Origin of the sequence: Providencia sp. PROV061 (assembly GCF_011045655.1) — a bacterium.
GTDB classification, from domain to species: Bacteria; Pseudomonadota; Gammaproteobacteria; order Enterobacterales; family Enterobacteriaceae; genus Providencia; species Providencia hangzhouensis.
The window spans coordinates 4,206,746-4,224,086 of the sequence record NZ_CP042861.1; the positions used below are offsets into that span (position 1 = coordinate 4,206,746).

General features: G+C 37.3%; 20 protein-coding genes and 1 pseudogene. 10 read left to right on the plus strand and 11 right to left on the minus strand.

Annotation, left to right across the window (positions count from 1 at the left end; genetic code table 11):
- The first annotated feature begins 5 nt into the window (after positions 1–5).
- The 5 genes and pseudogenes from FVA72_RS19415 to FVA72_RS19435 all read left to right on the plus strand — a co-directional run bounded on the left by FVA72_RS19415 (position 6) and on the right by FVA72_RS19435 (position 5,069).
- On the plus strand, positions 6–1,478 hold the full coding sequence (locus tag FVA72_RS19415) for an N-6 DNA methylase (protein ID WP_137019295.1): 1,473 nt from the start codon (positions 6–8) through the stop codon (positions 1,476–1,478).
- Positions 1,478–3,229, plus strand: a complete 1,752-nt coding sequence (locus tag FVA72_RS19420; protein ID WP_110591091.1) for a restriction endonuclease subunit S — start codon at positions 1,478–1,480, stop codon at positions 3,227–3,229. The genes FVA72_RS19415 and FVA72_RS19420 overlap by 1 nt, the downstream gene beginning before the upstream one ends.
- 10 nt (positions 3,230–3,239) lie before the next feature.
- Positions 3,240–3,383, plus strand: a pseudogene (locus FVA72_RS21595) (nuclease); the annotation flags it as partial.
- 410 nt (positions 3,384–3,793) lie between these two features.
- Positions 3,794–4,675: a hypothetical protein gene (locus FVA72_RS19430; protein WP_094961539.1), complete on the plus strand. Its 882-nt coding sequence runs from the start codon at positions 3,794–3,796 to the stop codon at positions 4,673–4,675.
- Positions 4,668–5,069, plus strand: a complete 402-nt coding sequence (locus tag FVA72_RS19435; RefSeq protein ID WP_110591089.1) for a DUF1240 domain-containing protein — start codon at positions 4,668–4,670, stop codon at positions 5,067–5,069. Before FVA72_RS19430 ends, FVA72_RS19435 begins: the two co-directional genes overlap by 8 nt.
- Positions 5,070–5,094: 25 nt before the next feature.
- Here FVA72_RS19435 and FVA72_RS19440 read toward each other — a convergent pair whose 3' ends face one another.
- The 5 genes from FVA72_RS19440 to FVA72_RS19460 all read right to left on the minus strand — a co-directional run bounded on the left by FVA72_RS19440 (position 5,095) and on the right by FVA72_RS19460 (position 7,462).
- Complete coding sequence (locus tag FVA72_RS19440) at positions 5,095–5,574, minus strand: Hcp family type VI secretion system effector (RefSeq protein ID WP_110591088.1); 480 nt, start codon at positions 5,572–5,574, stop codon at positions 5,095–5,097.
- 148 nt (positions 5,575–5,722) lie between these two features.
- On the minus strand, positions 5,723–5,905 hold the full coding sequence (locus FVA72_RS22150; protein ID WP_242452166.1) for a hypothetical protein: 183 nt from the start codon (positions 5,903–5,905) through the stop codon (positions 5,723–5,725).
- A 284-nt stretch (positions 5,906–6,189) separates the two neighbouring features.
- Positions 6,190–6,852: a hypothetical protein gene (locus FVA72_RS19450; RefSeq protein ID WP_036894099.1), complete on the minus strand. Its 663-nt coding sequence runs from the start codon at positions 6,850–6,852 to the stop codon at positions 6,190–6,192.
- A 30-nt stretch (positions 6,853–6,882) separates the two neighbouring features.
- Positions 6,883–7,146 carry a DUF1883 domain-containing protein gene (locus tag FVA72_RS19455; protein WP_036894097.1) on the minus strand — a complete coding sequence of 88 codons (264 nt, stop codon included), beginning with the start codon at positions 7,144–7,146 and terminating at the stop codon, positions 6,883–6,885.
- 145 nt (positions 7,147–7,291) lie between these two features.
- Positions 7,292–7,462 carry a hypothetical protein gene (locus tag FVA72_RS19460; RefSeq protein WP_165119770.1) on the minus strand — a complete coding sequence of 57 codons (171 nt, stop codon included), beginning with the start codon at positions 7,460–7,462 and terminating at the stop codon, positions 7,292–7,294.
- Positions 7,463–7,727: 265 nt separating this feature from the next.
- On the opposite strand from FVA72_RS19460, the gene FVA72_RS19465 reads away from it, so the two are divergent.
- The gene (locus FVA72_RS19465) at positions 7,728–8,618 is read left to right on the plus strand and encodes a WYL domain-containing protein (protein ID WP_137019297.1); all 891 of its coding nucleotides are present in this window, start codon (positions 7,728–7,730) and stop codon (positions 8,616–8,618) included.
- Positions 8,619–8,673: 55 nt separating this feature from the next.
- On the opposite strand, the gene FVA72_RS19470 is transcribed toward FVA72_RS19465, so the two are convergent.
- From FVA72_RS19470 to FVA72_RS19495, 6 genes are all read right to left on the minus strand, one after another.
- Positions 8,674–9,501, minus strand: coding sequence for a DUF932 domain-containing protein (locus FVA72_RS19470; RefSeq protein ID WP_137019299.1), 828 nt, complete (start codon positions 9,499–9,501; stop codon positions 8,674–8,676).
- Between the two features lie 60 nt (positions 9,502–9,561).
- Positions 9,562–10,008, minus strand: coding sequence for an antirestriction protein (locus tag FVA72_RS19475; RefSeq protein WP_243154725.1), 447 nt, complete (start codon positions 10,006–10,008; stop codon positions 9,562–9,564).
- Between the two features lie 169 nt (positions 10,009–10,177).
- Positions 10,178–10,519, minus strand: coding sequence for a hypothetical protein (locus FVA72_RS19480; RefSeq protein ID WP_137019301.1), 342 nt, complete (start codon positions 10,517–10,519; stop codon positions 10,178–10,180).
- Positions 10,520–10,677: 158 nt separating this feature from the next.
- Positions 10,678–11,142 (minus strand): hypothetical protein, encoded by a 465-nt coding sequence (locus tag FVA72_RS19485; RefSeq protein ID WP_137019303.1) that lies wholly within the window; start codon positions 11,140–11,142, stop codon positions 10,678–10,680.
- 303 nt (positions 11,143–11,445) lie between these two features.
- Positions 11,446–12,333 (minus strand): GTPase family protein, encoded by an 888-nt coding sequence (locus FVA72_RS19490; protein WP_137019305.1) that lies wholly within the window; start codon positions 12,331–12,333, stop codon positions 11,446–11,448.
- Positions 12,334–12,464: 131 nt separating this feature from the next.
- Positions 12,465–13,436, minus strand: a complete 972-nt coding sequence (locus tag FVA72_RS19495; protein WP_137019307.1) for a hypothetical protein — start codon at positions 13,434–13,436, stop codon at positions 12,465–12,467.
- A 673-nt stretch (positions 13,437–14,109) separates the two neighbouring features.
- Between FVA72_RS19495 and FVA72_RS19500 the strand changes: the two genes are divergently transcribed.
- The 4 genes from FVA72_RS19500 (at position 14,110) to FVA72_RS19515 (ending at position 17,323) form a co-directional block, all read left to right on the plus strand.
- Complete coding sequence (locus FVA72_RS19500) at positions 14,110–14,685, plus strand: inovirus-type Gp2 protein (RefSeq protein WP_137019309.1); 576 nt, start codon at positions 14,110–14,112, stop codon at positions 14,683–14,685.
- A gap of 187 nt (positions 14,686–14,872) precedes the next feature.
- A complete protein-coding gene (locus FVA72_RS19505; protein WP_137019311.1) occupies positions 14,873–15,109 on the plus strand; it encodes a helix-turn-helix transcriptional regulator in 237 nt (78 codons plus the stop codon).
- A 650-nt stretch (positions 15,110–15,759) separates the two neighbouring features.
- Positions 15,760–16,677 (plus strand): restriction endonuclease, encoded by a 918-nt coding sequence (locus tag FVA72_RS19510; protein ID WP_137019313.1) that lies wholly within the window; start codon positions 15,760–15,762, stop codon positions 16,675–16,677.
- Positions 16,678–17,107: 430 nt separating this feature from the next.
- A complete protein-coding gene (locus tag FVA72_RS19515; protein WP_137019315.1) occupies positions 17,108–17,323 on the plus strand; it encodes a helix-turn-helix domain-containing protein in 216 nt (71 codons plus the stop codon).
- Positions 17,324–17,341: the final 18 nt, after the last annotated feature.

Here is a 17,341-nt window from a genome sequence, read left to right on the forward strand (position 1 = left end):
CAAACATGTCGATTAGCTCAGTCATTAAATCCTTACAAGACATCATGCGCAAAGATGCAGGTGTAGACGGTGATGCTCAACGCCTTGGGCAACTGTCTTGGCTATTATTTCTGAAAATATTTGATACTCAGGAAGAAGAGCTTGAACTCGAGCAAGACGACTACCAACTCCCTATTAACTCGCGTTACTTGTGGCGTACTTGGGCGGCAAACAGCGAGGGAATCACAGGGGATGAACTGCTCGAATTCGTTAATGACGATTTATTCCCTGCTTTAAAAAACCTGACCGCGCCTATCGATAAAAACCCACGGGGCTTTGTGGTGAAACAAGCGTTTAGCGATGCCTATAACTACATGAAAAATGGTACGCTCTTACGCCAAGTCATCAATAAGCTGAATGAAATCGACTTCAGCAACAGCACCGAACGCCACTTATTCGGTGATATCTATGAACAAATTCTACGCGACTTACAAAGCGCAGGTAACGCAGGTGAGTTCTATACTCCACGTGCGGTCACTCGCTTTATGGTCAACCGTATTGACCCGAGATTGGGTGAATCGATTATGGACCCAGCGTGTGGTACTGGCGGCTTCCTTGCCTGTGCGTTCGACCATGTGAAAGAGCATTATGTTAAGACAACTGAAGATCATAAAACGCTACAACAGCAGATCTTTGGTGTTGAAAAAAAACAGCTCCCACATTTGCTGTGCACCACGAATATGCTACTGCATGGTATTGAAGTTCCGGTACAAATTCGTCATGACAATACATTAAACAAGCCTCTATCCGCTTGGGATGAGCAATTCGACGTCATTATTACCAACCCGCCATTTGGCGGCACTGAAGAAGATGGGATCGAGAAAAACTTCCCAGCAGAAATGCAGACCCGCGAAACCGCCGACCTATTCCTGCAATTGATCATTGAAGTGCTGTCCGATAAAGGCCGTACAGCCGTAGTTCTGCCAGATGGCACACTGTTTGGTGAAGGCGTCAAAACCAAAATCAAAAAACTGCTGACCGAAGAGTGCAACTTACACACCATTGTTCGTTTGCCAAATGGTGTATTTAACCCATATACCGGAATCAAAACCAATATTCTCTTCTTCACCAAAGGCCAGCCAACCAAAGAAATCTGGTTCTACGAGCACCCCTACCCTGAGGGAGTTAAAAACTATAGCAAAACCAAACCGATGAAGTTTGAAGAATTCCAAACAGAAATCGACTGGTGGGGCAATGAAGCCGATGGCTTTGCCAGCCGTGAAGAAAACAATCAAGCGTGGAAAGTCAGCATTGATGAAATCATTGCCCGTAATTTTAACCTCGATATCAAAAACCCGTATCAAGGTGAAACGATCAGCCACGATCCCAACGAATTACTGGCGCAGTACCAAGCACAACAAGCTGAAATCAGTAAACTGCGTCATCAGTTACGCGATATCCTCGGTACCGCATTGACTGGCAATAAGGAAACAAACTGATGACCGTTGAGAAACTGATTACCGACCATATCGATATTTGGTCTTCTGCGCTACAAACTCGCTCCACCGCAGGACGTGGCAGCAGCGGTAAAATTGATCTTTATGGTATTAAGAAACTGCGTGAGCTGATCTTAGAACTGGCAGTACGTGGTAAATTAGTACCGCAAGACCCAAATGATGAACCCGCCTCAGAGCTGCTAAAGCGCATTGCAGCTGAGAAAGCGGAGCTTGTGAAGCAAGGCAAAATTAAAAAACAGAAGCCGCTGCCAGAAATTAGTGAAGATGAAAAGCCGTTTGAATTGCCGGAGGGATGGGAGTGGGTAAGGTTAGGTTTTATTACTAACTATGGCGAGTGTGATAAGGCAGAACCAACAGATACGGATGCAGATACGTGGATAGTTGAACTTGAAGATATTGAAAAGAGTACATCCAGACTCTTAAACCGAGTTAAATTCTCTGAGCGTCCATTTAAAAGTTCAAAGAATAAATTTAATAAAAATGATGTCCTCTACGGGAAGTTACGACCGTATCTGGATAAAGTTTTGGTTGCTGATGATAGTGGTGTATGTACAACCGAAATTATTCCTATAAAAGTCTACGGCAATATTCTCCCTGGTTACCTTCGCCTTTTACTTAAATCTCCAAGGTTTATTGCTTACGCAAATGAATCAACCCATGGAATGAACTTACCAAGATTAGGAACCGATAAAGCCATCAATGCAGTTGTTGAATTAACAGCAATTGCAGAACAAGTAAGGATTGTCAATAAAGTTGACGAACTAATGTCCCTCTGCGATCAACTGGAACAACAATCACTAACGAGTCTAGAAGCGCATCAGCAACTAGTTGATACCCTGTTAGCGACGCTTACTGATAGCCAAAACGAAAAAGAACTCTCTGAAAACTGGTCACGAATCAATCAGCATTTCGACACGCTGTTTACCACCGAAGCGAGCATCGATGCGCTAAAGCAAACCATTCTGCAACTGGCTGTTATGGGTAAGCTGGTACCTCAGGATCCTAATGACGAACCTGCATCTGAACTGCTTAAACGTATTGAACAAGAAAAAGCGCAGATGGTGAAAAACGGCAAAATTAAAAAACAAAAACCATTGCCACCGATTAGTGATGAAGAAAAACCTTTTGAATTACCGATGGGATGGGAGTGGTGCCGATTGGGTACATTATTTAACTTTCAAAATGGCTACGCATTTAAAAGTGAATGGTTTAGCGATAATGGAATTCGATTAGTCAGAAATGCCAATATATCCCACGGGCATATTAACTGGGCTGATTCAGTGAAATTGCCTGATTCCAGGCTCTCAGAGTTTGAAGGATTTAGTTTGAATGTTGGAGATATTGTCATATCACTTGATAGACCTATAATTAATACTGGATTGAAATATGCATTTATACGCGAGTGTGATTTGCCCTGCCTTTTATTACAACGGGTGGCTAAGTTTAGCAGTATTGGAAATATGATTCTTAGTGGCTTTTTGAGTAAGTGGTTAGAGTCTAATTATTTTATTAATGCCATTGATCCAGGTAGAAGTAATGGTGTGCCACACATTTCTACCAAGCAGCTTGAAATGACCCTTTTCCCTCTATTATCTCAAAATGAGCAGGATAAAATAATCTCGAAAGCCAATGAGCTTATTCAAGTTTGTGAACACCTCAAGTCCCGACTGCAATCCGCTCAACAAACCCAGCTCCACCTTGCGAATGCTCTCACAGAAGCTGCATTAAGCTAAGGAACAGATGATGTCGATTAATCATGCTATCTGGCGTGTGGGTGATAATCCCCAACCGCTAACGACTAGCAAACTTGCCAGCGAACAACTACTGGAAAAAATGATTTTAAACGTCCCAGCCATTCTCTCTGACCAATGGATAATTGAGAACACGTCAAAATTAGAAGTTGCTTTAAGACAGCCTCTTGTAGAACTTTCTATTCAACTCAAACAAAGTGGCTTAATTACAAGAGGGTGAAGAAGAGTAAATCTTAGGTGATAAGGATTTAGACAATTTAGGTTTTGTTAGTTTATGGGGAAACTAGGGGAATTCACATTTCCCTAATATCGTCCCTGATTTGGCGATCAAATTAACTATCCCTCTGCAATAAGCCAATGAAAAATGAAGGCAACCTATTGAATATCATAGATTATAGTCCTATTACCTCAGTAGTGTAATCAGGGCTTTTCATGTGTCAGACTGGGTTATCTATTAGGATCCATAATCTCATTTATATTTTCATTGAATACTATCAACACTTCTCATAAACTTAACCTAAGCTAAATTTTAGAAAGGGAATTAACATGGCGTATAAATATGATCCCGTATCAAAAACACTCATTGATGCGGACGCGAAATTTAGCTTCGAAGAGGTACCTAACTATGATGAGCTTTATTATCAAGCTAATCTAATAAAGATTAAAGGTATTCTTAACAATGAAAAAGACGATGATAATGTTGCTGCAGTAGCTACAATTGAAGAAGCAGATTATATTTTAAAGAATATGTCCACCCCGACGCCTTTCAAAGACCCTAAAGAGGCTTTATTTGGTATTGGTGATTTTATTTCTAATTACTCATCAAATATCTATGAGGCTCATCGTGTTACTAGAATTATCAATGAATTTAGAAATATTAATATCCAAGCAACTGAATATGTTGGCCCAAACGGTAATGTTTATATTCGCCTATCTGGGCATGCTGGAGTTAGAGCTTACTTAAATGGGACTCGGTATTTAATCAACAATCCTCGCATTCTATACATGGGTGTAGGAACCCAAGGTATGAATAACATATCCGTTGGTGCAACTCGATTCGCAATCGTTTTTTCAGCAGCTTACAGAGTAGTAGAATTAATATTCAAAAGTGAATATTCACTAGTGGATTTTTTTGTGAACATCACCATGGATATGGCAAAATTAGCTATTAGCACACAGATAAGTACTGCCATTGTAGGAGGTTTAACAACCGCAGGATTAATTACAGGAGGAAGCGTTATTGTCATATCCGTGGGGATATTTTTACTAGGAGCAGCAATCGCTTATGCTCTGTATAAATTAGATGATGAATTCCAAATTAGTGAGAGTATTATTAAAGCCTTAAAAACTCACAGGCCAAGAAAACCTGAAACACCTTATCACCCAGACCAATTTTTCTCACAGTGGGGGAGGTTCAGTCGTGGTTAAAATAAACCCATTTAAATTGTATTTAATTGCAGCGTTTCTTTTATTTTTAGCTTTATTTTGTTTCTATAACTCTATCATTTATTATAAAAATTATTTCATGATGAAAGATAGAATTTTATTTTCATTTCAAACTGGTCTACTTTGTTTTGCAGCACCTTTTATTATTTATTTTTCATACCTATCTTTTACATGTGGATATACAAAAAAACCACAAAAAATGAATAATAAATTAGCCAGTTTGTTTGCCGGAATCGGGGTAGTGGGTATCATATTTAGCTTTTTCTTTTCTGCCTATGTCAGCATTGATTTAGCATCGAAAGGCTACTACACGTGCTATAAATCATCTATTTTTGCACCAAATGAATATGTTATATCAAAAGAGATGTGTAAGTAATATTCATCTCTTTTGATACTAAAAACTACTTAACCATCTCACTATTGATACTATAGCTTGATGTATTCGCCATTAAATGACTTCTTGATATAGATTCGTATTTCATTTGAACCCGTTGATATGGCATGGATTCATTATCTTTTATTGAATCAGGAAATATGTCGGAAATCTCAATCAAGGAAACACCAGTAAGTTTGATTTCGTAGTATTTTTCAAGTTGCCCCGCTTGACTGGTGCGGTAAAACATAAATTTTGCTTCTAGCACTTCGTTACTATCCAAAGCCACCGAAAGTAAAGGAGATGATTTATCAATCGGCTTAGTAAATACGACGGGTTTATATGAAGCATTCTGCTCGCGAAAAGAACCGCTATTTAGGCCTATTACTTGAATTTCGTCTTCATGGCCTATCTGATAGCGATTACCGATTGAATCCTGAGATGAGCACCCTGCCGAAATCAAACCTTGGCTTTTACCTTTTAACACTAAATACGTCGGATATGCCATACTCTCTCCTGTAATCGTTGGCCTTTAACTATTCATTGTTCATATTACCTGAATTTAGGTTAAGTACACCAATTTAATTCACGTTTAAAGGCTGAATCAAGAATGGTAAGAGTGAAAACCTACAGCCCTTTGTAGGGCTTGGCATATGTCAGGCAGGGTTATCTAAGAGCAGAGACATTTTGTGGCTGTACGCGTTGCTGGAGGCAGGGAAAGCCATAAAATCTAGCTCTAAAGGCTCATCTACCGCGATTAAACAGCCTAAGATAAAGCTCTCCGCTATCGCCATGCGTTTGGGCTTTAAAACCTCTATTTGCTTAACGTTGAGTGGCATTGAGGGGGCACCTATAACAATCGAATTGAAGTGCCCCTTATTTGGCCCCTTTTGGGGATGGACATCAAGAGACGTTATAAGATGCCACTGGATAAAGTTGTCATTGATTTTTTTAGATATTTTTTATTTTATGGATGATTTGAGACGTTAGCATACGTCAAGATAGTGCGAAGGCCGGACTCGCTTTTAATAGCCAACACATTGTTTTTAAGCAATATAATTTTATGTGAAAATTATTGTATACTTAAATATATACTCACAGAGTATACTCATAAAAAAGCTATTTAATAGTCACTGACTTTATCTAAGCCCTTAATCCCATCAATTATATCATTAATTAATGACTCATTTGCTAATAGGTGTTTACTTCCAAACTTAACATATAGTTCATCGAATAATGATTTGAATTCATTAAGAATACATTTCGGTAATTTACTTTTCATACTTTTCATGTTTATTAGTCTAAGTATTGATTCAGAATTTATTGATAAAAGCTTTAAATATCCTGCTATTAGTTTTTTTGAAAAAACAGGAGTTTGATCTTGTGCAGATACCGAAATTATAAAAGTACGAAGGCTCCATACTAGTTTTTTGTTTGCTTCATTAAAAACAGTCAGCTCTTCATATAGATTAAGTATTTTAAAGGCAAGCATCAGGGAAGTATCCATTTCTTCCCTGTAGCTATCTTTATACTTAAACCTTGAGTATATCTTATTAAGGGTTTCTTCACCAAATATTGGTATTGACTCCTTTACCAAGTGTAAAGCAAACAAATCCCCTGAAAGCATTTTTTCATTTAGTACTTTTTCTGGGTATAAGAACAAGCTGACATTAGCATGATTAACTGATTTTATGATACTGCCCTCATAAATTCCTATCATGTCTATATCTGAATCAAACTCTCTCTCATTCCTAGCTGTACTACCAAATATCGCTAATGCTTTCATGCTTTCTTAAGAAATTTCTAGTTTTTTACTTTAATACACTCTAACGCTTGATCTCACAGACCCTGAGCGTCCCCCTAAATCAATAGCCAAATGCCAACTACCACTAAATGGAACATCTAGCCTTGTTAATGATGAAGTAACATACCCCCCATAATAACGATGTTGACGGCCAGACTTATAGCTATGGAAATTATTAGCATCCATTAATTTAACATTAGCCGCATTACCTGAAAGACTAATTTCGACAACTTGCCCTGCATTTAAAGATCTTAAATTATAATATTGATATTGCATTATATGCTCTTTTTTAAAAGGGCTGTTGACTTGCCTCTATAAAATTGAGATCATAGGCAACAGCCTATTAAGGTTACGCACTTAAACGGTCAAGAAAAAGTGCTAAAAACAAATAAAGCGGATCATTGCTACTAACAATTCCGCTCTATTTTTCCTTTCTGACACCTTTGAATGGTGTACCATCTGATTTTACATCCATAAAACGACCTGTGTTTGCATCCCGTTTAACCCATGTACCTGTCACAGGGTTCAATACCTGAGAACGTTCACGAACCATTCCAATACGACGATTATCATTTGGTGGATTTGTAGCCATTATAGACTCCTCTTGTAATCCTACTAGAAGAAAACCATTTCCTTCTTTTCAATTTAAATCTAACCTGTCAATCTTAAGATGTCAACAATATTAGAAAATAAAAAAATTAATTAACCTACCGCACAACATCCGGAATGATTATCAAAATGATAGCAATATTGAGTTTTAATGGTTGCTTTATAGGGGTTAAGGTTAAAATGATAAATGTTCTTTTAAAAAATTTATGCTAAAATTAGGTATGTTTTTATACCTATAAGGTTATCCCATGTCACTAAACTCATTTATTGATATTTTAAAAAATGACCAAGCCTTAGCTATTAGATTAGCATTTATAGATTTCAAAATTTTTTATACTGGTGCATTGTCAAGAACAGATATTACAAGTGAATTTGATATCTCTGAAATAACTGCAACTAGAATAATATCTAAATATAAAGAATTAAGAGAGAAAAATCTCTATTATGATAATAAAAGCAAAAAGTTTGAATTAAATGAATTAGAGTATCAATCTCTTGTTGATTTTAGCTCTGAAGATGCACTAAAGATGCTATCAGAAGGTTTTGATAAAAATAAGTTCGTTAGAAGTCGAAATATTATACGATATGAAAATATAGACTTCATTCAGTCTCCTTTAGAAAAAAACAAGGTAGCCATAATAACAAGAGCTATATTTAATAAAAATAAAATTAAAATTAAATATAACTCAACAACTAGTAATAATAAAGAAAATCGAATTTTATCACCTCTAGTCATTTTATTTGATGGTAGAAATTGGATATTCAGGGCTTACCATGAGGATTCTGACACGGAAATAAAATATAAAAACTTTAATTTTTCTCGTATAATCGAGGCAGAAAAAACCAATGAATCAATAGATTATAATCAAACCTTAGATTATGATGATTTGTGGAACATGAATCTCCCTATTGAGTTAGAAATTAACCCTAACCTTAAAAAACAAAAAAAAGATGAAATAAAAAGAGATTTCGGTATTAATAGTTTAGATAATAAAGTACTAATGACTTCGAGAGCAGCATTTGTCTGGATAATATTAAATCAATGGTTGGTTTGTTATGAAAAGGATATAGAGTCTGACAATCATTATAATTTCATTTTAAAAAACACAGACATGTTAAAGTCTTACAAAGCTATCTAATATAATAAAAAACAGAGGAATATATTTAGGTATATTCCTCGATAAAATATTATATTTAATTAATTGAAAAACACTCATACATCTTTTCAGTCATTATCCACAATGCCTTATTCAATTTAATACCCCCATCAATACCATTCACCGAACGAGTACGAGCGCGTTTACCTTTTGCATTTCTACCTGATAATCCTCCCTTGATTAAATTCTCCTGTAAACGTTGGTATACCGTCCAAAGGTCATCTTTCTTATCTTCCCAGCGACGAGGCTGTAATACTTGTTCCTCGGTAATGGGTTGATATTCTTCACCAAAGCGATACGTCAAAGCTGCTTGTGCCAAGGCTTGCTGTGCTGGTGGAGATAACATGAGAGATTGCATTTGTTCACGCTTTTCAGCCACTGAATCAAAGGTTTCCAATACTTCATAAGCCCCTTCAATCACCTTGCCTACCACATCGCCTTTATGTGGTACACGCACTTCACCAAAGGTATCACCGCAAACTAAACCATTTTGACACACCGCTCTAAATAATCCCGGCAACATTTGATAGCTGCTTGAGCCATCATGGCTGTTAAGTAAGATAATTTCAGGCACTTGGATTCCTGTGATTTGATCATGTCGCCTGAGCCGTAGCATGTGCTTAGTATGCTCTCGACGACTGGTATCACGTACCCGCGTCTGACAAGCAAAGAACGGATAAAAACCTTCTTTTTGAAGGCTATCGAGTAAGGTAATGGTTGGGATGTAAGTATATCGGTCACTTCTGGATTCGTGTTTTTCTTCTGAGAAAACACTCGGTACAGTACGAAATAATTCTTCTGTAGTTAACGGGCGGTCGCGACGAATGCTATTCGCCGCACCAAAGCGGGAAGCTAAACGAGTCATAATGAATTTCCTTGAATATAAATAAGATAGGTAAAACTGAAAGAATGAATTAAGAGAGAGTTAATCGATAAGATGGAAAATAGCTGAGCTTTCAGTGTGTTGAATAGCGTAGTCACGAAGTTGGTAGAAACGCTCAACTAGCAGCTCACTTTCCGTTCTAAACGACCACTGGCTATACAGCATCAAGCAAACAGCCACTCCAGCTGCCTCAGGGCTTAGAATCTCTTCATTGCCATTGTGCATATTGAACAGTGTGAGTTTTTCAGAGCCCAAATCAGGATAAATAAATGCGCCACCGTTGGGTAAAGTGCAGTACTCCCAATAGCCGCCCGTATATTCATCACAGAACTGGCCCATGATAGTGAAAATCACTACTTCAAACGTGGCGAAGCCTTTCACTGTACCAAAGTGGCTTTGCCAGAAATTTGGTCTAGCTGAAAGCGGCACGACATTAGCGAGAATAAATGAGTTTGGTTCTAGCGCAGAAGCAGAATAAGAGGAAGACATATGATTTCTCCTGTTAATAAATTAATAACGGGTAATAAAAATGATGAGTGAAAAGGACTACAAACCACCTGTTTGACTACCGATACCTAAGAAGTGTCATGACGACAGTAAACAAAAAGGCCTGCTGATAAGCAGCAGGCCTTTAGTGGTAAGAATTGACATGATCACATTAGGGATTGAAATCAAATGTCCAAACGCCTTGGTTGGTATCCACGGCGACTTCGATGACATTGCACGGTATTCCCGGGCTTTTACCCGTAAATAGACGTGTGTAGGTATTACCAAAATTCAGCCTAATGGGCTTCCAAGGACGGTATTCCGCATCCTTACAATTGCCGCGATTAACTAAGATTTTTTTGATGACCACGCTATCAACGTTTGAGGTGATATAGATTTTACTGTATGAACGCCCGGCATTACTGGGCCCTTCACTGAGTCGAATAGGAGCTTTTTCTGCATAGGCGAAACACGTCATCAGCCCCAGCGAAAGTGCAAAAATGAGTTTTTTCATAATGAGTATCCTTATGATGGAATGAGCATAAAAATCACGGATATGTCGGACTTGATCTCGAATAAGGGGGCATCCCCCACTCGATTAATGCTGTCACGGTTTTTACTATCCCGTGGCTTCAGTGAGTTAGGTCTCTTATCGTTGAGTCCAAAGGGCACTTAGAGGATAAATTGAGTCCAGCAACCGTTATTCCCGATTTCAGGGATAACGCTTGCTGCCCCCTTTAAGGTAAAGGTCACGGGCTGGCCGCCGTCAGCAGAGACGGTGACCTGTTTTTCATGACGTAAATTATCCCACGCGACTTCGACGTGACTTGAGCCGACTCGGCTTGAACTGTCACTGATTTGATATATCTCCTTTCCGTCAAATTTCATTTCCAAATACTGCCCGGAATCCATGCTAGTCTGATGACCATTCATATCGGTAAAAATAATCCTAATAGGCTTATCGCCTTTATCTTCACAAGACAGATAAAGCTGAGACTGGCCCTGCCCCAGAATGACAAACTCGGTCACGCCTTGTGTTTTGTTACTCATCCAAGTGTGTTGGTTACCAAAAGCGTGAGTAAATGTCGGTGTTAAAGCCGAAATAAAAAATGCAGAAATAATGAGTTTTGTTTTCATGATATTTTCCAATTAGCTATTTTTCCTATTCAGATATAGGACCGTAAGAACTCATTAATGCGAACAAAGAGTGAGCTCTAAATAAGAGACTGATGGTTTTCCATTCTTAATAACGTGACAAACCCTGCGACTTATCGCATTGATTTTTATAATTAAATTTAATTCATTGATACCTCTGAGAGATTGTATAGCCATCATTTCCGTATGGATAATGAAAAAAACCGATCGGTTCGATCGACAAATTCGATCATGACAACGTAAAATCATTTATCTATAGGTTAGTATTTCAGGGATGCAATTGAATTAATTGAAGAAAAATGACCAAACAGAGCGCGCTGCTTGAGCGATATGATGCGTTGTTGATTTGAGAGCATGTCGAGCGACTTGGGGAAGTGGAGCGAAATCAATCACGCGCTCAATGATATCTACGACCGTATCACCGAAAGAGCTACGTGCATGATTGATAACCGTTGTGGTCTGATAGGCATTTTGTAGATGTGGGATTAAGGGACTACGTGCCTGCTTTGGGAGACGAGTAATAATCGCCTCCACCAATTGGGGGAGATGATATCGGCCTTTAACAGATATCGGAATGATGGAATCTGCAGAGATATGCATTTGTTTGGCGATAGCATGTCGTTTCAATGTGATATGAGCTTGCTGCTGTTTTGAAGGTTGTGCGGATGCCCAGTGCCACTGCTCTACAGGCTCTATCTTATCAACTTGATTCAAAATCCAAGTAATAGCCGGTAGCTGTCCGTTATACTCCGTGAATACTGTTTGATAAAACTGTTCTTCAATAGAAAATGCGCGATCATCGGCTTTCAAAACCCAAAACACCATATCGAGTTTAGGTATCCACTTACGATAGAGTTCACGATATTCCTCATCACGCGCTTGGCTTTCTCCGACACCGGGTAAATCAACTAGCGTTAGTGTGTGCCGTCCAAAGCGTAACTTGACCTGTTGGGGCTGCCGAGTACAAGCGACAACAGCATTGACAACACAAACTTGACTGCGAAATAAGGCATTACACAGACTGGATTTCCCGACACCAGTCTTGCCCATGATACCAATCACAGGCTGATAGGTAACAAGCTGATTGAGCTCTTTTAATAAGGTTTGACGCAGTGAACGAGGGTAGCGTCGGAGATGACGACGAATAAGGGCATTGCCCGATAATTTTTTCATATTAACCTCAAAATAAATCAGCCACCCAAATGGGTGGCTGATGGTTTATTGAGATATCAAGGATGAGATATCACTAAAATGATATATATCTGAAAAAATTTTAAACTTGCTATTGAATATATCTAGAAAGACTATTCTTTTTTATCATACATATATTCTATCAACGCATTGACGACATCCTTTTTAGACATTACGTTAAATCGTTTTTTAAGTTCATCCAGCTTAGGAATATTTTCTTTTTTGATATCAAAATGCACATCAACATAGCCTTCTTTATTTTTTCTATTTTTCCAAGAAGAGAGTGCACTCGCCATTTTCATTTTTAAGTTTTCAGCAGCAAAAACACCTATATCTGATGATAAGTATAGGTAGTCAAAAAAAGCGATTAAAACTGCTTTTTTATTAACATTATATTTTTCACCTAGGCGAAATATAAATTCTGCGCTCTCATTACTCACAGCAACAACTAACGTATTCATACCTAAGCGTTGCAAGTAGTTATAACAATAATTTATTTCACCTACATCATTCATACCCATAAGCCAGCTGAAAACTGAATTTTCGTCTAAGCCCATGCACCTTTCATAATATTTTTTTAATTTTTTTTCATTCTCATGCCTTCCACTTCGCTGACTTCTTGGCTCAGTGAATTTATCAAACCAAGCAATGATAGAGTAATAAATAGAGCCAGATTGAAGATTAAGTTTGTTATTTTCTTCTATACCGATTAAATCATCAGGTCTAGTATCCTTAATTAATAAGGTTAATAATACTAAAAAACATGCTCGCTCATCACTTTTCAACCATTCAAATTCACTTTCTCGAATGCCGTGATTATGATAATTATTTAACATTCTATCAATGAATTTATTTATATCACCATCATGATATGTAAATTTATTTATCGAGTTTTCTATTTGTTTTTTTATATTACTAATATCATTGTAATTCAAATCTGAAATATAAGCTCGCCAATTTCTATAACTCTGTAAGCGATGAATATAATAAATTAATTCCCTTTTATTACTATTCAATAAGACATCATACTCAGAACGTGTCTTCTTACTGAATTCCGTTGAGTAATCATTATAATTAAAAGCCATCTCTCCTCCAGTAAATCACGCCGTGATAATGACAAGATGCTACCATTAAAACCTCATGATTTATACTTGTTTTTCACATAAAATTTCCATGATTTATTCATGACTAATTTTGATAAAAACAAGATAAATTCCAGGTACTCAATCACAAAAGATGCTTTTTATGGAAGAAAACAATTCTAATGTAGTACCTACTTGTCATCAAGGAGCGCTTAGTCAAAGTCTGAACATTCAAAGCACTCAAATCCTAGACAAGTTAACCCATGCTTTCCCTCTCCATTTTTTAGTTAAAATATTTCATTAAGGTTAATTAGTATTATTTAATAAAGAAGGTTATTTAATATTATAAAGATCATAATTGATTAATCCACTCCCCAAAATAGTATTGAGTTCAATCTGGCTATTCATTCTCAGTCATTACTATGAATAACTGTAGTTAGATTCATGAAAGGTGAGTCGAGTATCCACTCTTCCATATCAATGGGATTAAAATAAGCCAGAAGAAATATTTGAATCAGTACCTACTGATTTTTAAGTTTTCACTGATTAAATGAAATTTCTTAGCAATTCATGATTGATGATAATTTCCCGCGTAGAACCATAATGATTTATTTCATTCAAAATTTAAAACATACCGTTATCCCATGAGAAACATTAATCACTGAGGATAACCATTATGAAAAGCACAATTAATTTTAATCACAAACCAGACTATTTATTACAACATGATTTATTTAATCATCAAGATGACCTATTTGAATATTATTCAAAACTCCTTATGTTGCGTATCGACTTTGCTTATCGTAAAAACAGTGAATCATTTAAATATGCCGATATTCATCAAATCACTTCGGATATGACATTGTTAATTGAACAAGTAAAAGATATTTCTAGCATTGTAGGTTTTGCATGGGTATTAGAATATGGAGAGCAACATCGTTTGCATATTCACGCAGCATTTTACATTAATGGTCAACGTCATCAGAAGGTATGGCGTTTCTGGGAAGATATTCGCGATATATGGGAAGAAGTTACTGAAGGTGAAGGTTATGCACACCACTGTGAACCAAAACCATATTATCCAGTTCCTGGTGAGCGTGTTATTGAATATTCCGACGAGGATGGACGTAGTGGTATGAAATATATATTAAGTTATTTAGGCAAAGATAGTCAGCGTACAGAACGCCGTATTTATCAGATCAGTGATATTCCGACCGCAAGACAAATTGGACGAAAACGAAATAAAAAATAGGCAAGTGAAAAATGACATCATAATGTATTACCCCCTGACTCAGGGGGTAATTTTCATATATGGGCAAAAGTAAATCTTTCACGCTAAATCAAAAATAACGCCAGCCAGTTATTGTTTGAAGGATTCCCGTCACACCTATTATCCCTTTTCGAATCCTTCTCCTTTTCAATTATCGGAGAAACAAACAATGACTATTCAAACAACTGACATCCCACTACTGAACGACCAATTCATTGACATGAAATTTATCACTAAACTAACGGGGTTAACGGATAAGTGGTTTTATAAGCTGATCCAAGATGGTGAGTTTCCTAAGCCTATCAAACTAGGCCGTAGCTCACGTTGGTTACGGAGTGAAATTGAGCAATGGTTACAGAATCGTATTGCTGAATCTAGAGGCCCCAACCCCTACCTTGCATCTTAAGACACTAGCGCTACTAACAGTAAACTATCCACCTCCTCCAGTTAATGTCCACCATGACTCATCCACAATCCCTATACCATCCCTGATGCGATTCAGTGCGTTTTAGGTGCCGTATGCACTAAACGTACTGCCTGCACTACCCGAGGGCATTCTAATTTATAAGGTGGGTCTGCCACACTGTACAAAACACAGACAGAGTCATGGTTTACCCATTTAGAGCCTCAAACAGCAGAACACTGTCCACTGCTCATCAGCAAGCTCAAGAGCTTACGAGGCAAGGAACGGCTGAATACACACATTCAGTCAGTTTCACCAATTTTAAAGGTCATGGACTGGTTTTGTGTGCAATGTCGTGACTACTTTACAAATAACAGTCTCAACCACGCTATAACTCAACACGAATCATTGTTCTTTTGCTAATTTTCTCATATCCTCTAATTATTAAGCTCAGCAATAAGAGTCGTTATAATTAATACGCTAAAATAAACAATTTACTTTTTGTTTTAATTAATAATTTTATTTATGTCTTACAGAAAAAACATCTTATAGACGTACTAACCAGAACAAGTTGACAGGTTTTTAAACTAAAAGCTTATGATGCTTCAAATATGACAACCTTAATGTATGAATTCATAGTTAAAAGGTGATAAATGATACCTAACTACCAAACCTTTATGCGCCCGTTTTTAGAAATTGTAGGTGCTGCTGGTGGAAAAGAAGTTAAACTTCGCGATGTCATCAATCAATTATCTGATAAATTTCAACTCACTGATGCTGAACGGGAAGAACGTCTACCTAGTGGTAAACAAACTGTTTTAGATAATCGTATAGGTTGGGCTAGAACTTATTTGACTAAAGCTGGATTACTTGAAGTTACACGCCGTGCACATTTTGTCTTAACGGAAAGAGGACAATTGGCAGTTAACGACCCTAACATTATCGTAGATAATAATTACCTAAAACAGTTCGATGAGTTCATTGCATTTAAAGGTCAAGATAATGGGCGAGCAAAATTAACTCAATCTGATGATAAAAATATTGAAGAAATAACTCCAGATGAAGTTCTCCGTAAGGCTTACATACAAATCAATGACACTCTAGCATCAGAAATTCTTACTCGTACTCGTAAAGTTAGTCCTGCCTTTTTTGAACAACTACTTATTGATTTATTACTTGCTATGGGATATGGCGGCACCAATGAAGGAATGGCTCATACTCTAGGCAAAAGTGGTGATAACGGTGTTGATGGAGTCATTAGTCAAGATCCATTAGGTGTAGATCAAGTCTATATACAAGCTAAGCGTTACGCTGAAGGAAATAATGTCAGTTCAGGAGATATCCGTGATTTCTTCGGTTCCCTTAACCTCAAGAAAGCACAGAAAGGCATATTTGTCACTACATCTGACTTCACTCAATCAGCAATACAAACTGCAAAAAACTTAGGCATGCGTATCGTCCTTATCAATGGGCAAGAATTAGCGAAATTGATGCTTCGCTATAATATCGGCAGTCGTGACGAACAAATCCTGTACTTGAAACGTATCGATGAGGAATTTTTTGAAGGATAAAATGTGATGGTAAATTTTAGTAATTTTGAATTTTTAAGAAAACACCAAGAATGGCTATTCAAATTAGCATAATGTCATAACCTACTACATACCCTCTGATGCGAGAGAGTATGCAACTTGGGCAACACTTGTTTACCAACAAACTGACGTTGCTCTGTTGGTAATGATTGAAAAAAAATTTTCCGTTGGATAATTGGCAGATAAATGATGAGCTGAGGGAGTGAAAAAATAATAGATGAAATGTGTTGTTTGGGTAATAAGAAAATTTATCTATCCTCCCTCCTTGAATATTCTCTTTAGTCCAAATAATTAAAAATGAGAGTTTAAGCTAAAAAATATAATTTAAAATTACAAATTACCACGTTAATTAGCAATTTGTGATATACTTATACTCTTCCTATATTTGAACTATTCAGCAAGAGCCGCAACCATGATCCGCTGCCACCTAGCCCGCATGATGGGTGAACATAAGCTACGCATTGCAGATGTCGCCAGAGAGACGGGGCTTAGTCGCGCTACAGTAACATTACTCTATAAAGAGACTGCTCAAAAAGTGGATCTGGAAGCACTTGATAAATTGTGTCAACTATTCGACTGCCAATTGAGTGACCTGTTAGAACGAATCCCAAATGACACTGGCCAATAAGTAAAGTGGAGTTTCTGT

Excerpts from the sequence above, each read along its gene's own strand:
- FVA72_RS19500 (WP_137019309.1), top strand. The coding sequence starts at position 14,110 with ATGAAAAGCACAATTAATTTTAATCACAAACCAGACTATTTATTACAA.
- FVA72_RS19455 (WP_036894097.1), bottom strand. The coding sequence starts at position 7,146 with ATGCAATATCAATATTATAATTTAAGATCTTTAAATGCAGGGCAAGTT.
- FVA72_RS19490 (WP_137019305.1), bottom strand. The coding sequence starts at position 12,333 with ATGAAAAAATTATCGGGCAATGCCCTTATTCGTCGTCATCTCCGACGC.
- FVA72_RS19470 (WP_137019299.1), bottom strand. The coding sequence starts at position 9,501 with ATGACTCGTTTAGCTTCCCGCTTTGGTGCGGCGAATAGCATTCGTCGC.
- FVA72_RS19440 (WP_110591088.1), bottom strand. The coding sequence starts at position 5,574 with ATGGCATATCCGACGTATTTAGTGTTAAAAGGTAAAAGCCAAGGTTTG.
- FVA72_RS19480 (WP_137019301.1), bottom strand. The coding sequence starts at position 10,519 with ATGAAAAAACTCATTTTTGCACTTTCGCTGGGGCTGATGACGTGTTTC.
- FVA72_RS19475 (WP_243154725.1), bottom strand. The coding sequence starts at position 10,008 with ATGTCTTCCTCTTATTCTGCTTCTGCGCTAGAACCAAACTCATTTATT.
- FVA72_RS22150 (WP_242452166.1), bottom strand. The coding sequence starts at position 5,905 with ATGCCACTCAACGTTAAGCAAATAGAGGTTTTAAAGCCCAAACGCATG.
- FVA72_RS19515 (WP_137019315.1), top strand. The coding sequence starts at position 17,108 with ATGATCCGCTGCCACCTAGCCCGCATGATGGGTGAACATAAGCTACGC.
- FVA72_RS19485 (WP_137019303.1), bottom strand. The coding sequence starts at position 11,142 with ATGAAAACAAAACTCATTATTTCTGCATTTTTTATTTCGGCTTTAACA.
- FVA72_RS19495 (WP_137019307.1), bottom strand. The coding sequence starts at position 13,436 with ATGGCTTTTAATTATAATGATTACTCAACGGAATTCAGTAAGAAGACA.
- FVA72_RS19430 (WP_094961539.1), top strand. The coding sequence starts at position 3,794 with ATGGCGTATAAATATGATCCCGTATCAAAAACACTCATTGATGCGGAC.
- FVA72_RS19465 (WP_137019297.1), top strand. The coding sequence starts at position 7,728 with ATGTCACTAAACTCATTTATTGATATTTTAAAAAATGACCAAGCCTTA.
- FVA72_RS19510 (WP_137019313.1), top strand. The coding sequence starts at position 15,760 with ATGATACCTAACTACCAAACCTTTATGCGCCCGTTTTTAGAAATTGTA.
- FVA72_RS19460 (WP_165119770.1), bottom strand. The coding sequence starts at position 7,462 with ATGGCTACAAATCCACCAAATGATAATCGTCGTATTGGAATGGTTCGT.
- FVA72_RS19450 (WP_036894099.1), bottom strand. The coding sequence starts at position 6,852 with ATGAAAGCATTAGCGATATTTGGTAGTACAGCTAGGAATGAGAGAGAG.
- FVA72_RS19505 (WP_137019311.1), top strand. The coding sequence starts at position 14,873 with ATGACTATTCAAACAACTGACATCCCACTACTGAACGACCAATTCATT.
- FVA72_RS19415 (WP_137019295.1), top strand. The coding sequence starts at position 6 with ATGTCGATTAGCTCAGTCATTAAATCCTTACAAGACATCATGCGCAAA.
- FVA72_RS19420 (WP_110591091.1), top strand. The coding sequence starts at position 1,478 with ATGACCGTTGAGAAACTGATTACCGACCATATCGATATTTGGTCTTCT.